Source organism: Streptomyces cavernae, from assembly GCF_004023625.1.
Lineage (GTDB): Bacteria > Actinomycetota > Actinomycetes > Streptomycetales > Streptomycetaceae > Streptomyces > Streptomyces cavernae.
On the sequence record NZ_RPDJ01000017.1, the window covers coordinates 42,249 to 55,924 of the forward strand.

Annotated in this window: 10 protein-coding genes and 1 tRNA gene; 2 read left to right on the forward strand and 9 right to left on the reverse strand. The window is 70.5% G+C overall.

Going from position 1 to position 13,676, the window contains the following annotated elements; translation table 11 throughout:
- The 3 genes from EF387_RS27585 to EF387_RS27595 all read right to left on the reverse strand — a co-directional run bounded on the left by EF387_RS27585 (nucleotide 1) and on the right by EF387_RS27595 (nucleotide 3,933).
- On the reverse strand, nucleotides 1–2,814 hold the full coding sequence (locus EF387_RS27585) for a beta-L-arabinofuranosidase domain-containing protein (protein WP_128379311.1): 2,814 nt from the start codon (nucleotides 2,812–2,814) through the stop codon (nucleotides 1–3).
- Nucleotides 2,815–3,045: 231 nt separating this feature from the next.
- Nucleotides 3,046–3,708, reverse strand: a complete 663-nt coding sequence (locus tag EF387_RS27590; RefSeq protein WP_128379312.1) for an NUDIX domain-containing protein — start codon at nucleotides 3,706–3,708, stop codon at nucleotides 3,046–3,048.
- A gap of 151 nt (nucleotides 3,709–3,859) precedes the next feature.
- A tRNA-Pro gene (locus tag EF387_RS27595) sits at nucleotides 3,860–3,933 on the reverse strand.
- A gap of 366 nt (nucleotides 3,934–4,299) precedes the next feature.
- Between EF387_RS27595 and EF387_RS27600 the strand changes: the two genes are divergently transcribed.
- Nucleotides 4,300–6,288, forward strand: coding sequence for an outer membrane protein assembly factor BamB family protein (locus tag EF387_RS27600; RefSeq protein WP_128379313.1), 1,989 nt, complete (start codon nucleotides 4,300–4,302; stop codon nucleotides 6,286–6,288).
- Nucleotides 6,289–6,319: 31 nt separating this feature from the next.
- Here the strand turns inward: EF387_RS27600 and EF387_RS27605 are convergent, their stop codons facing one another.
- The 6 genes from EF387_RS27605 to EF387_RS27630 all read right to left on the reverse strand — a co-directional run bounded on the left by EF387_RS27605 (nucleotide 6,320) and on the right by EF387_RS27630 (nucleotide 12,038).
- Complete coding sequence (locus tag EF387_RS27605; RefSeq protein ID WP_128379314.1) at nucleotides 6,320–6,886, reverse strand: hypothetical protein; 567 nt, start codon at nucleotides 6,884–6,886, stop codon at nucleotides 6,320–6,322.
- A gap of 13 nt (nucleotides 6,887–6,899) precedes the next feature.
- Nucleotides 6,900–7,604: a vWA domain-containing protein gene (locus EF387_RS27610; RefSeq protein ID WP_238431738.1), complete on the reverse strand. Its 705-nt coding sequence runs from the start codon at nucleotides 7,602–7,604 to the stop codon at nucleotides 6,900–6,902.
- A gap of 151 nt (nucleotides 7,605–7,755) precedes the next feature.
- On the reverse strand, nucleotides 7,756–8,955 hold the full coding sequence (locus tag EF387_RS27615; RefSeq protein ID WP_128379315.1) for a hypothetical protein: 1,200 nt from the start codon (nucleotides 8,953–8,955) through the stop codon (nucleotides 7,756–7,758).
- Nucleotides 8,956–8,978: 23 nt separating this feature from the next.
- Nucleotides 8,979–10,262, reverse strand: a complete 1,284-nt coding sequence (locus EF387_RS27620; RefSeq protein ID WP_128379316.1) for a protein phosphatase 2C domain-containing protein — start codon at nucleotides 10,260–10,262, stop codon at nucleotides 8,979–8,981.
- A 196-nt stretch (nucleotides 10,263–10,458) separates the two neighbouring features.
- Nucleotides 10,459–11,151 (reverse strand): nucleotidyltransferase domain-containing protein, encoded by a 693-nt coding sequence (locus tag EF387_RS27625; protein WP_128379317.1) that lies wholly within the window; start codon nucleotides 11,149–11,151, stop codon nucleotides 10,459–10,461.
- A 638-nt stretch (nucleotides 11,152–11,789) separates the two neighbouring features.
- Nucleotides 11,790–12,038, reverse strand: a complete 249-nt coding sequence (locus EF387_RS27630) for a CBS domain-containing protein (RefSeq protein ID WP_128379318.1) — start codon at nucleotides 12,036–12,038, stop codon at nucleotides 11,790–11,792.
- 476 nt (nucleotides 12,039–12,514) lie between these two features.
- On the opposite strand from EF387_RS27630, the gene EF387_RS27635 reads away from it, so the two are divergent.
- A complete protein-coding gene (locus tag EF387_RS27635; protein WP_128379319.1) occupies nucleotides 12,515–13,414 on the forward strand; it encodes a hypothetical protein in 900 nt (299 codons plus the stop codon).
- Nucleotides 13,415–13,676 lie beyond the last annotated feature (262 nt).

Below are 13,676 nucleotides of genomic sequence, written 5' to 3' on the forward strand. Positions count from 1 at the left end.
TCACGCGGCGTAGGTGGCGTTCTGCGCGGTGCTCACCACCTTGGTCCCGTCGGCCTGGCTCAGGAGTCCCGCCGACACCCAGGAGTTGACCGTGGACTGCACCCGCGCCACCAGGGCGCTCTTGTCCGCGAAGGGTGCGCCCGCCCAGATCTCGTCGAGCAGGGTGGTGCCGTCGCTCTTCGCGGGGTTGGTGACGCCGGAGTCGGTGCCGCCGAAGAACACCTTGGGTTCCGAGCGCCTGATGTAGGCGTGCGTGGGGTCCTCGGTGCCTTCGTGGAAGGGCGCGAACTCGGTGCCGTCCAGGGTGTAGTGGAGCGGTTTGCCCGTCACGGGGGTGAGCGTCGGCAACAGGTCCCCGGACAGTGCCGCGTTGCGGTAGAGCCCCAACTGCAGGTGACTGGTGGCGGAGTTGCGGCCGACCAGGTTGACCGGCCCGTAGAACAGCGTCTGCAGGGACGGGTCGTCGAGGGCCTTCTCGACGCGGAGCCTGAACGGGATGGTGACCCGCACGGTGTCGCCGCTGCGCCAGGTCCGGGAGACGGTGAAGTAGCTGCCGGCGGTCGGCGTGCCGCTGACCGCCGTGCCGTTGACGGTCACCCGGAAGCCACTGGTGGCCCAGGACGGCACGCGGAGCTTCAGCTCGAAGGATGCGTCGGCGCCCGCGACCGTGATGGTGGAGCCCTGCTCCCCGGGATAGTCCGTGGTCTGGGTGACGGTGACGCCCTTGGCGGACCAGGTCAGGGTCGACGGGCTGTAGAGGTTGACGTACAGGGCCGCGTTGTCGGTGGTCTCGGCCTTCCTGAAGTACACCGAGTCCTGGTACTTGGTGGCGCTCTCCATTCCGGTGCCCTCGCAGCAGGTCGTGCCCTGCTTGGGGGTGTAGTCGCGGACATGGCCCGGCTTCAGGCCGATGAAGTAGGTGACGAGCGGTTTCTCCGCGTCGGCCTTGTCCTGCTTGGAGCCGAGGACCTGGTTGTACAGGGCGCGTTCGTAGTAGTCCATGTACTTCGGGTCCTGCTCGTGGAAGAACAGCATCCGGCTCAGCTTGAGCAGGTTGTAGGCGCAGCAGGTCTCGGCGTTGGTGTCACTGATCGTCCCGGCGATGACGCCCCGGGCCTTCCAGAACTCGGCCGTGCTGGTGCCGCCGATGCCGTACATCCGGTGCGGGACGACCATGCCCCAGAAGTTCTTCGCGGCGGTGAGGTAGCGCGCCTCGCCGGTCGCGTCGTGGAGCCGGAGGTAGCCGGTGAAGATGGGGATGTGCTGGTTGGCGTGGAGTCCGTCGAGGATGTCGTTGTTCGCGGCGCAGGCGTCGATGAGGCTGTTGAGGTCGAACAGCTTGGCCAGGGCGAGGTGTTCGGCCTTGCCGGTGAAGGCGTGCAGATCGCAGATGGCCTCGACGATGCCGCCGAACTCGCCGCTGGAGAAGATGCCCCACATGCGCTGCAGGGTGGCGGCGGGCAGCTTGGACAGCCGGGAGTACATCCAGTCGCACATACCGGAAGCCAGGTCCAGGGCCCGGCTGTCGTCCGTGGCGAGGTAGGCGTCCAGCAGGCCCTTGAGGATCTTGTGGGCGGTGTAGTACGGCGCCCACACCTTGGTGTAGTCGCCGGTAGTCATCGACTCCAGCTGGATGAACTGTGTCTCCGGGTAGGCGGCGAGGAACCCGGGGTGGCTCGGTCCGCCCCAGGTGCGGCGCAGGGTGGCGGTCAGGCCTCGGCCGGAGGTGTCCGCGAAGGCTCCGCCGGTGGTCTCGTCGAAGGTGTACGAGGCGAGGGTGCCGCGGCCGGCGGTGGAGGCGGCGGCCGGGTTGCTCTGCAGCGAGGTGATCTCGGCGGCGGTCAGGGCCCGCGACCAGACGTTGAACTCGTCGAAGGCGCCGGCGAGCACGGGGTCGCCGGAGAAGTTGGAGCGGCCCAGCCAGTTGTTGGCGAGGGTGCCCAGGCTCGCCGGGTTGAGGGTCATCGAGGTGTTCTGGGCGACGGCGGTGCCGTTGACGTATAGGGTGCCGGTGCTGCCCGAGATGGTCACCGCCAGGTGGCTCCACTGGTTGAGGGGCAGTGCGGCGGTGCCGTTGAGTCCCTGCTCGCCGCCGGGTCCGCTCGTGGTGATGGCGAAGCGCGGTACACCGCCGGCGTTGCGCGTGGCCAGGTACATGTAGCGGGTGGTGTTGTTGCCGAAGTCGAAGACGCGGCCCCAGTTGGCGTTGTGGGTGGGCTTGACCCAGGCCGACAGGGTGATCGCGGACGCGCCGCCGAGCACGGTCGCGGGCAGGTCGACGTACTGGTAGGAGCCCCGGACGTTCTCCGCCGCGGTGCCGAACTTCCCGCTGACGCCGAGCACCGCCGGGGACGTCCGCAGGGCCGCCCGGACCTCGGTGAGCGCCCCGACCATGTAGCGGATCTTGTCCGCGAACGCCTGCTCGCCGGTGCTCTCGTAGGCCTGGGAGAGCATGGTCAGGAAATGGCCGGTGTAGTGGCCGCGGAGGTTGCCGTCGGCCTCGCCGTCCAGGCCTTCCCAGCCGCCGGGGGCGACCGCGCCGCGGGTGGAGAGTCCCGCGTTGGCACGGAAGACCTGCAGCAGCCGGTCCACGTCGTAGCCGCGACCGTGGTCGAGCATCAGCTGACGCTTGGCGGAGAAGATGCCCTGCCCGAGCGTGACGTCCTTGAGGGCGAAGGGCCGGGTCGTCCAGGCGGACGGTACCGGCACGGTGGCAGCCGCCGCCCGGCCGCCCGCCGCGAACGACATGCCGGATGTCGCCGAGGCGAGCATCGCGGACTGCAGGAGGGTGCGTCTGGAGAGGGGGGAAGCCATCTGCTACTCGTCTCTGCCGGTGCTTTGGGGCGGGAGGGGCGTCGGGGGGGCGTCGGGGGCGCCCACAATTCACGGCTGTTCACAATTTCGAACGCCGTACGAACGTCCGACCAGAAGATAGGTATGGGGCGAGTGAGCGTCAACGGTACTGACGAGTAGGGAGTGACGCCGCGAAGGCCCCAACGGCTGTCCGCCACAAGGGCCTTCGCGTGATGACGGGTGACGAGTCGGTCAGCGGCTGAAGGGGCCCTCGAGCGCCGCCCACTGCAGCAGCATGATGGTCTTCGCGTCGGCGATCTCGCCGGTGCGGATCATCTCCAGGGCCCTGCGGTAAGGCAGTTCGAGGATCTCGATGTCCTCGCCCTCCTCGTCCAGGCCCCCGCCCTCATGGGTGCGGGTCGACGGGCCGTACGCGGCGGCGTAGAAGCTGACGCGTTCGGTGACCGAGCCCGGGCTCATATAGACGTCGAAGACGTGCTCGACGTCGCCGATGGTGTGCCCGGTCTCCTCCACCACTTCGCGTCGTACGGCGATCTCCGGGTGCTCGTCATCGTCGTCGAGCAAACCGCCGGGGGTCTCGATCAGCATTCCGTCGGGGTGACCGTTGACGTACACGGGAAAGCGGAACTGCCGTGTGAGCAGGACGGTTTCACGTTCGGCGTCGTACAGCAGCATGGTGGCGCCGTTGCCGCGGTCGTGCGTCTCGCGCTCCTGGGTGCTCCAGCTGCCGTCGGCGTGCTGGAGGTCGAAGACGGTCGTGCGCTCCACATACCAGTGACTGGAGAGCAGTTTCACGTCCCGTACCTTCACCCGGGGATTGCCGGTCAGGTCCCGGCCCGTCCGGTCGAGTCCGGTACGGCCCCGGCGGTCCGGGGTGTCGATACCCGCGGTCATCGAACACCGGCCCGGCGGGAGGGGTCAGAGAAGTTGGTCATGCCCGCTTGTACCATCTCGCACCGAGTCACTTCACCGCCGCCTGCCGGGAATGACCGAGAGGCCGTATCGAGGACTCCCCGATACGGCCTCTGGCCTGCTGCTTCACCAGTCGGGACGACAGGATTTGAACCTGCGACCCCTTGACCCCCAGTCAAGTGCGCTACCAAGCTGCGCCACGTCCCGGTACGGATCGGCACGGGGGTGTCCCCGCGTGTGATCTCGCAGCCAAACCCTACCGCATGAGCAGAGGGCCGGGGAAAACGACCGCGCGCCGGCGCCGGGCCGGGAGGATTCCCGGTGTCCAAGGCAAACGGAAAACCGGGCAACGAATGTTCGATGGACAATGAAAAGGAAACTGGAAGGTCGCTTTCCGGGAATCGAGTCCGGCGTTCGGCATTCCCTTTCTCCGGCCGTTCCGATCGCCGCGGCAGATCGTTCCGGTACGCCCAATACCCGAATCCGGTGGAAGTCGGGCGGACGGCAGAAATTCGGCTATGTTGTTGCTCCGCGTCGCCGCAGGCCACGCGATGAGCACATTCAGGGGGACGGATGCAGGAACTGGAAATCCAAGATCCTCGAACAGTTGGCGAATTCCGACTGCTCGGCTGTCTCGGGCAAGGGGGATTCGGCCGGGTATTTCTCGGCCGAGCGCCCTCCGGTTCGCTGGCCGCGGTGAAAGTGGCACACGGCCATCACGCTCAGGACCGGGACTTCCGGGAGCGGTTCCGGCGGGAGGTCACGGCGATCCGGCGGGTGAGCGGCTGGTTCACGGCGGCGCTCGTCGCCGCCGACACCGAGACCCGGCAGCCGTGGCTGGCCACGGAGTTCGTCCCCGCGCCCACACTGCACGACGTGGTCGCCGCGTGCGGCCCGCTGCCGCCGCCGGCACTGTGGTGGATCGCCCGCGGCATAGCCGAGGCCCTGGTCTCCATTCACCGTGCCGGACTGCTGCACCGCGATCTCAAGCCCGGGAACGTCCTGTTGGCCCCGGACGGCGTGCGCGTGATCGACTTCGGGATCGCCAAGGTCGTGGACAGCGCCAACTACACCCGTCCCGGCGTGGCGGCGGGCACCCCCGGGTTCATGCCGCCGGAGCAGGTGGACCTCCGGGGTGTCGGCACGCCCGGGGACGTCTATGCCCTGGCGGCCACCCTGCTGTACGCGGCCTCGGGGCACCCGCCGCACACGGGCGCCAACTGGCATCAGGTCTTCCAGAAGCTCATCAGCCACGCCGCCCCGGACCTGAGCGGACTGCCCGCCGAGTTCTCCGGGCTGGTCCCGCGCTGTCTGCAGGCCTCGCCGGAGAGCCGTATGTCGGCTCCCCAGGTACTGGCCGTGGCCCGGCGGAAGGCCCGTCCGGGGCCGGGCGGACCCGGCACGGCCGGCGCGGGCGCGGGGGCACGGCGGGGACAGCCGCGGGTGCTTCCCGACCAGGTGCTGGCGTACATCTCCGGGTACGAGCGTCGGGTCACCCCGCCCACCACGGCCGAATTCGGACCGACCGGTACGCTCCGACTGCCGGACGCGGTGCGGACCAGGTGGCTCAGCACACCGTGGCGGCTGGCCGTCGACGGGCTGCTGCCGTCGTCGCCGCTGGTGATCGACCGCGCGGTGTACGTCTCCGACTCCAGCGGACATGTGTACGCCGCCGACACGCTCACCGGCCGCGAGCTGTGGCGCCGGAGCGTCGGCCGGGGAGCGCTGTCTGCGCCGGCGGGCAGGCCGGGCCTGGTGATCGTGGGCGGCCGTGGGCAGGTCACCGCGCTGGACGCCGCGCGCGGCGAGGTGCGGTGGCGGCATGCGATCGACTGCCAGGTCGCGGCCCGTCCCACGGTGGCCGGCGCTACGGTCCACGTCAGCGGCCGGGCGGGAGTCGTGCGGGCGCTGGACGCCGGGACGGGCGAGCCGCTGTGGCGCTACGACACGGGCGGTGGGGCGGCCTCGGACTCCTGTGCGGTCCCGGGGCTGCTGTATGTGGGGGACGAGGCCGGACGGCTGCACGCCCTGCGCGCCACGACCGGGGAGCGACTGTGGCGGTACGCGACCGGGGGCGCCGTGGAGTCCGCGCCGACGGTGGCCGGCGGAGTGGTGTACGCGGGCAGCGCGGACGCCTGCGTCTACGCCCTCGACGAGCGGACCGGCCGGCTGCTCTGGCGGCACCACACCGGAGGACCCGTCAGATCCTCGCCGACGGTGCTCGACGGCACGGTGTTCGTGGGCAGCACCGACGGGGGCGTGTACGCGCTCGACGCGGCGCACGGAGGCGTGCGCTGGCGCTACCGCACCGGTGGAGCGATACGGTGCACGCCGGTCGTCTCCGGCGGAGTGCTCTACGCGGGGAGCCTGGACGAGCAGCTCTACGCGCTGGACGCCGATACGGGCGTGCTGCGCTGGCGTTACCGCACGGGCGGTTGGCTGGCGGCATCGCCGTCGGTCGCGGGTGGTTTCGTCTACGCGAGCAGCCAGGACAAGCACGTGTACGCACTGGACGCGCTCACCGGGGCGGGGCCGGTGCCGGATCCGGCCCGGCAGCATTGAGGGCGGGCGCCCCTGTGCGGGGCGCCCGCCCTCAGCGGGTCCTGTCGGTGCGGCCCTTCAGGTCGGAGTAGATGTCCTTCACCGGATACTCCTCGACCTGCACCGGCGCGGACGAGGTCACCGAGACGGTGAGCCGATGGGTCACCGGATCCTTCCCGAGGAGTTGCAGGGTGCATTCGGCATGGCCGCCGTCGCCCGGTTTCCCCTCACATTTCGGGTCGTCATCTCCCTCACCTGCGTTACCTCCGTCACCTCCGGAGTCGAGCGTGAAGAGGACGCGGGCGTCCTTCAACGACAGACCGCGACGCTCCCCCAGCTCGGTGAGTTCGACGGTGCTGCTCAGCAGGAGCCCGTCCTCGGAGGCCCGCACCCGGGTGTTGCGGAACTCGAAGAGATCCGCCGGTGCGTTGCCCACCTTCGCGGAAGGCGAGGACGACGCCGGTTTCGGCGTGCCCGGGAGGGTCGGTGCCGGGGGGCGGGGTTCGGGGGTGTCCAGCGCCTCGGCGATGCCGAAGCACCAGGCGAGGGTCACGGCCATGACCGCCACCGCCCACAGCACGTTGGTGCGGCGTCCCCCCGCCGAATGTCGTCGCGCCACCATCGCTCCCGGCTCAGTCGACGTATTCGACGGGGATGGAGCGGTAGCCGTCCGCCTCCGCGGGGATACGCATCTCGGCGGCCGTCGCCGAGGCCACCAGTGTGTTGACGAGGCTGCTGATGGCGTGCGACAGGGCCTCGTTCTGATCGGTCGCCCCGGTCGCCACGAACGCGGCCTTGGTGGCGACCTTGCCGAGGACGGCGGGGTCGGCCGAGCCGAATCCGTAGGTGATGACGTGCGGACGCCGTTTGGACCCGGGGGCGACCAGCGCCCGGAAGCTGCCGTGCCAGTCGGAGTCCATCGGTTCGCCGTCGGTCAGGAAGAACACGGCCGGCCGCAGCACGGCCTTGCCCTGGGCGCTGAGGGCCGGGATGTCGAGGTCGATGCGCTGCCGTACGAGGTCGAAGGCCTTCCCGTAGTGGGTGCCGCCGCCGCACACCACGGAGGGCATCGACGGTACGTACGCGAGGTCGGTCATCTCCAGGACCATGATCGGCTCGTGCGAGAAGACGACGATCGACATATGGGCGAACTCGGAGACGCGCGGGCTGGTGGACAGCGTGAGGTGCAGGTCCTCGAGGGTGCGGTTGAGCGCGTCCTGGAAGGGCGCCATCGACGCGGAGACGTCCACGACGAGGTAGGCCGGCAGGCACTTCTGACGCATGCTCGCGTCCTGGCCTGCGGTGCCGTCCCCGGCGGGGAACCATGCTTCGGACACGTGGTGGTCCTCTCGGGAGATAGGGGAGGTATGGGGTGGTCGGAACGTGTGAAGTGGTCTGGGAGTACGGGGTGGTCCGGCTTGTGCGGAGTGGTCCGGAGGTGCGGGCCGGGCGGAGGGTGGGTGCCGGACCGGGACTGTTGCGGGCCGGCTACCGCGAGTTGGCGATCGCGACGACGGTGATCACGGCGAGCACGAGGAGAACGAGGAGGGTGGTGACCCCGGAGGAGGTGAGTGGTTCGGAGGTCTGGGGGTCGCCGCCGGGGTCCCCGGGTGCCTGGGCTGGGGGCGGGGGTGTCCCGGCCCCGGTTCCCGCTGCGGCCGGTTGCGGTGCGGCGGGTACGGTGGCGGCCCCGGAGGCCGGGCCCGCGGGCTGGGTGGCCGCGCCGGTGGTGGCGGGGGCCGGCGCGGGGGTGGGCAGGGGCGGGAGGGCGACGCGCTCGACCTTGAGCCGGAAGTAGGGCCGGCCCTGCATCACGGAGTGCAGTGTGTCCAGCGTGGGGCGGTGCCTGCGGTCCGCGGCGAGCAGCATGTCCAGCAGGACCTCCGCCAGCTCGGCCACTCCGGCGCGCTCGCAGGCGGGGCCTGTCGCCTTCAGTACGTCGCGTGCCTCGCGCAGTCCGGTGAGGCAGCGGGCGACGAGCAGGGCGACGCGGAAACGGTCGGTGCAGCCGTCGGCCACGGCGGAGCGGGCGGTGAGGGGGTCTTCCCAGTTGGGCTGGAAGATGTTGGTCATGCTGCCCTTGCCGCAGCCGTCGATGTCGATGACGAACGCCACGTGGGCCAGCGGATCCCAGAAGGTGTTGGCGTAGGACCAGTCCGAATAGACGATCTGGTGGCGTTCGAGGCAAGCCGCCACGGCCACCACGTCCCGGCAGACCTTGAGCCGTTCGGTCTCCGAGGGGACCCGGACACCGCGCCCGACCAGGGTGGCGTCGGGCATCGCGAGCCAGTCGACGAGGAGGTACTTCTCCAGGCTGCTGGTGGCCGATGCCTGCAGGGTGACGCGGAAGTTGGGCGGGGCGGCGGGGATCACGCAGCCGACGGTCGCGTTCTGGTCGGTGACGCGGGCCACCGGCCAGGAGGTGGCGGTCCGCAGCAGGGTGCGGTCGGCTTCGGGCACGGCGCCCGGGAGGGACACGAGCCGGTCGAGGCGTGCGCTGTCCTGGGCGTCGGCGGGCGAACGGTAGAGCTTGAGCAGCCAGCCCTCGTGCCGGTCGAGTCGGCAGACCATCTTCGACTGGCCGTCGCCCCTGCTCAGGGGGGTGCCGAGCGGCCCCAGCGCACCGAGCGGGACGACCGCGGGCAGCGGCCAGGCGGCCGCCGGAGAGGTGTTGTGTTTCTGTGCCACTGTTCCTGTCCCGCGGTTCGGGGCTACCGGTCGGCCCGGTCGGTCCACACGACGACGGCCGTGCGGTCGTCCTGGCAGCTCGGCGCGTCGAAATGCATGTCGTTGAGGAAGGACGTGATCGGTGGTTTGCCGGACCAGTGGCGTGCGAAGTGGCGGTTGAGCGGCCGGTTGCCGTGGAAGGCGTCGCCCATGCCGTCGGTGACGAAGGCCAGCGTGCTGTGCGCCGGTACGGTGTGCCGGCCGGCCTCGACGGCCCCCGGTGCCCAGGGCAGTGCGGCGTCGATCTCCCCGGACTCCAGTCCGCCGTGCTGGGCCTTGCCGCCCCCGACGAACGGTTCCCACGCGCCGTGGCGCAGGCGCCAGGCGGACACGTCCCCGACGTGGGCGATCCATACCTGCCGTGAGCCGTCCGGGGCGTCGCTCCGGGTCGGGACGACCGCGACGATCAGGACGACTCCCACGTCATGGGGCCGTACCCCGCGTTCCTCGGCCGTCGCCAGCATGCGCTGGGCGACGGACTGGAACATCTCCATGGCGTCGAGGCGGTCCAGGGCGTCCGGTCCGTGCGCCGTGCCCAGTGTCTGACGTACGGCGTTGACGGCGGTGGTGACCGCAACCTGGGCGCCCAGGTCGGAGAAGCGGCAGCTGGAGATGCCGTCGGCGACGGCGACGATGAGGTGACGGCCCGTCTCGTCGCGGGCGAGCCGGTAGGCGTCCTGCCGGGGTTCGGCGGGCTCGGCACAGCGGTGGCCGGTGCCCACGACGGAGGCGGCGAGTACACCGAGGGCGCCGATGTTGGCGTCGTCGGCGGCCACGGCCGGCTGGACCGGGCGGGTGGGCAGCTTCCAGGGGCTGGTGTAAGCGGGGGTGTGCCGGTCGCCGAACAGCGGTGGCCGCGGGTGGTGTTCGTCGCGGGCGGACGCGCCGGCGTGGTTTCGGGTGGGAGCGCGGTCGGGGGCCCCTGCCTGGGCCCGGGTGGGAGTCCGGTCGGCCGGCTCGGCGTGCCGCGGGCCGATCGGCCGCGTCCGCAGGTCCGGCCCGCCGGTGCCGTCGTTGGCGACCAGCGTCGGTGTGCTCGCCAGGTGGTACGCGGCCGATCCCGGGGCGACCGCGCCCGAACGCCTGTCGGCTCCGGTGGAGCAGACCGCCGGGCCGGCGCATTCCGCGGACGGCGGCCGGTACTCCTGCCCTGTGGCACGGTCCGCATGGGCGGCGCCCACCATTTCCGCGCCCACGCCTATTCCGGAGAGGAGGACGGCCGCGGTGAGGAACAGCAGCATGGCCCGGTCGGGGGGAAATATCAGCAACGCGACGAACGAAAAAACAAGAACAACCCCGTAGCGCAACACGTGTTTCCCCCCTGACTCGCGCCCTGACGCTAGCACGGGCGCGAGTCACTGGAAATGCCGTGATGGGCACCGCCGTTGGGGTATCGCTTTCTATTCCGAATTCATTTCATTGTTGATCGATTACGGCTATGAAGTTGTTTCTATTGCCGCCCGGTCAGTGGAAGTGGTGGCGCCGGACACGGCGGAGCCACGCTTCCACGGGCGCTTCGTCCGGCTCGTCGGGCAGAACGCTCCGGGTCGTCGCGAAGGCCTCCTCGAACTCCCGCAGGAGGGGAAGTGCCGCGGTGGAGTCGGCCGCCACCCGCTCTCCGAAGCTGCGGTAGCTCTCGGGGTCCTCGAGCCGGATGCTCAGTCGGCCGGTCGCGTACAGCTCGAAGCCCTGGTGGCAGAGACGACGCAGGTGGCGGGCGTGCTTCGCAGTCCGTTTGCGGGTGCCGGCAGAGCCCCCTGCGACGGAGCCGTCGCCGCGGTCGGTGAGGCGCTTGAACTGCTGGGTGGCGTAGCCGAGATAGGCGTCCCGGACGCGTCGCGCGCTCAGGAACGACGTGCGGAGGCCGATCAGTTCGTCACCGAGCGGGGTCCGCACCTCGTACAACTCGTCGGGCAGCCATACGAGTTCCATCACGGTGGGGTTGCCCCCGAGGGCGAGCCGGCACCATTTCGCGGCCTCGTGCAGGGTGCGGTCCGGGGCGGTGGTGACGTGCGACTCCCTGGGCGGGTGGAGACCGTGCAGGGACTCGGTCGGGGCCGCAAACATGCCGAGCCGGTCCACGTCGGAGTCCTTATGGGCCAGTCCGTAGGCCGTCGAGCCGACGACGCCGGACAGCAGGACGTTGGTGACAGTCACGGTCGGCGCCGCCTTCCTTCCGGTTCGGGCCCGTCGGGGCGTACGCCATCCGGGCGTTCGGGCGTACGCCGCCGGACTCGGGCGCACACCGCCCGGCCTGAGGCCCCGGCGCTTCATTGTGAAGACCGACGGCACCTGCCGTCATCGCGTTTTCCCCGGGCGGTGTTCTGCACGTCCCGTGCTTTCCTCGGGGGGTGTTCTGCACGTGCCGTGGGGGTCCCGGCTCAACGCGGCCCGAACGCGCCCGTCGGCGGTGCGGTCCGATCGGGCGGACGGGACGGCGGGCGGGTCGTCCACGGAATCCGCGGCGGACGCCGGGTCCCCCTGCGGGCCCGGCCGGTACACCTCATCGGTCGCCTCCCTCGCGCCCGGTCCCCTCCGCACGACCGGGAGGGGCTCTCGGAGCCGGACGTCGAGGATCGTACTCAGCGGAACGTTTCCGGTGTATACCTGACGCTCCGGTTCGTCCACCGCCCGTACGCACACGGCCCCGGCTCGGGCCGGGTTTCCCTGTGGCTGCTCCCGAACCCGAACGCCCCCAACTCGCCGTCGGCCTCGGCACGCCGGTCGTCCTCGCCGCCCGGTCCGGCCGCCACGGCATCCGGGGCCGGGCCGGAACCCGGGCGCTCGCCGCCGCGTCAGCCCACGCTCACGCTCGCGCAGGGCCGCCCCGGATAATCGTGGCTCTCGGGTGCGCCCGCCGTGCGCATCCGGCGCACCACCTCCCGCAGGGTCACCTCGTCATCGATGAACACAGGGCAGTTGGTGTCCCGGTCGAAGACCAGGGTGTCCCCGGCGGTGTGCCAGAGGACCCATCGGCACTCGTGGGGCGAGCACCGCCACAGATACGCGTAACGCTCGGTGTCGCCGTCCGTCCGCGTGCTCACAGTGCGTTCTCCTCCGTCTCGTGTCCCCCCGCGATCGTGATCACCACGTCGATCCGGCTCCGCGACAGGACCCACTCATACTAAGGTGAGGATTACCTAACCATAACCCGTTGCGTCGGTCGCGGTTTTCGCCACTGGGATCAAGGCATGCCCCGCACAAGGGATTTGATGGGGAGCCCCAGGGAACTGGCCGAGCGCCTGGGGACGGGCGACCGCACCCACACAGTCGTGATGGTGCTCCAGACCTCAACCAGGCCTGGCGCTACGCCGAGCACGTCGTCGGCGAGAGCCGAGCGCGGCCGTCCGTGGTGCCGGACCGGAAACCGTCCGCTCTACCCACGGGTAGGGATGTTTGACTCTGTCGGGGCCGTCGTCGGGTGGACAGAATCGGGACCGCGCGACCGGGCGTCCTTCCGGCTTCAGGCCTTGTCCGGTGCGTTTCCCCCACAGTTCCGCTCCATGAAACGGACCCTGTCATGTCTGTATCACCTCGCCACCCAGGCGCGCACGCCCGCAGTTCGAGGCGCAAGCGCACCATCGTCACCGTCCTGGGGGCGGCCCTGGCCCTGACCGGAGGGGCCCTGGTGGTGCCCGGCGCGATGGCGGCTCTGGTGCCGGCCCCGGAATCCACCCCGTTCCAGCTCAAGGGCGCGGAGAGCTTCGACACCGACGCCCTGATGGGCAAGCTCTGCCCCGGCCCCACCTCCCAGACGCCCTTCCGGGACGTCGGCTTCTTCTTCATGTCCGACAACGGCGAACTGTCCGTGGACCCGGCCAAGGGGGCCGGGGATCTGGGCAAGATCGAGAACGGCCTCGTGCACCGGTTCGACGGCCACTGCGAGTACCCCTCGATCGAGGTCAAGGAATCCAACGGCAAGCCCGTCAAGGTCACCGAGGACATTCCCAACTGCGGCGACGTTGTCCAGACGAGGGAATCGGTTTCCCACACGATCAGCACGTCCAGCAGCATCACCCACAGCGTCAGCGTGGGCGCGAGCTTCGACTTCAAGATCATCAAGGATGTGTTCGGGATCGGTGGCTCGGCGGAGGTGACCACCGCCTGGTCCTTCGGCGAGGAGGTGAGCAAGACCAGGACGCGTGACATCACGGTTCCGCCGCAGACCGTGGGATTCCTGGAGCGGGTCCCGAAGCTGCGCACCGTGGTCTCCCAGCCGAACTTCGTCATCGAGAGGTGGCAGACGAGCACCCCGGAGAAGGTCGAGGAGAAGGACGGCTGGAAGGGCAACGGCAGCATCCGGGTCACCTCCAGCGGGTACACCATCTCGGCGACCGCGGACGCGCTGGACGCCGACGGGTTCCCCTCGGGTGTGATCCGCGCGGACGACCGGCCGGTGACGGAGGCCGACTGCAGCTGATAGGGCGCCTCCCGGCGACTCGCGGTCGCGTGACCACACCCACGGGGTGTGGTCACGCGGCACGTGCGCGGGGTCTCGCCGCACGGCCCGATCCGCGTCGCTGCCCTGCCACGCTGCCCGATCCGAGCCGCGCCCTGCCGCGCACGGCCGCGGTCCCGCCGGCCCGATCCGTTCCGCATCTGCCGCGCGGCCCGATCCACGCCGCGTCTGCCGCGCGGCCCGATCCCCGCCGCGTCTGCCACGCGGCCCGATCCCCGCCGCG